The organism is Planococcus sp. RAB007_Raresut, from assembly GCF_057369535.1.
In genome coordinates, this window is record NZ_JBXYIF010000089.1 from 1 (window position 1) to 281 (window position 281).

Genomic DNA, 281 nt, shown 5'->3' on the forward strand with positions numbered 1-281 from the left:
CCCGTTTTCGTGGCGGGATTTACGAAACATCGATGTCTTCATACGAGATATCGACTTCCCCATCTTTGTAACGTGCCATCGTCGTCTTCATGAACTGCTCATCATTACGTTCCGGGTACTCCGGTTTGTAATGGGCACCACGGCTCTCGTCCCGCTTGAGCGCGCCAAGTGTGATGACGCGTGCGAGGCCGATCATTTGGACGAGTTGTCGAATGAACGACGCCCCTTGGTTGCACCAACGTGCCGTATCCGTAGCTGAAATCTTATGGACACGTCCACGC

General features: G+C 53.7%; 1 pseudogene. It reads right to left on the reverse strand.

The annotated features are described in order from the left end of the window. Positions 1–19: 19 nt before the first annotated feature. Positions 20–281 (reverse strand): annotated as a pseudogene (gene sdhA, locus AC2Q9J_RS17860) (succinate dehydrogenase flavoprotein subunit); the annotation flags it as partial.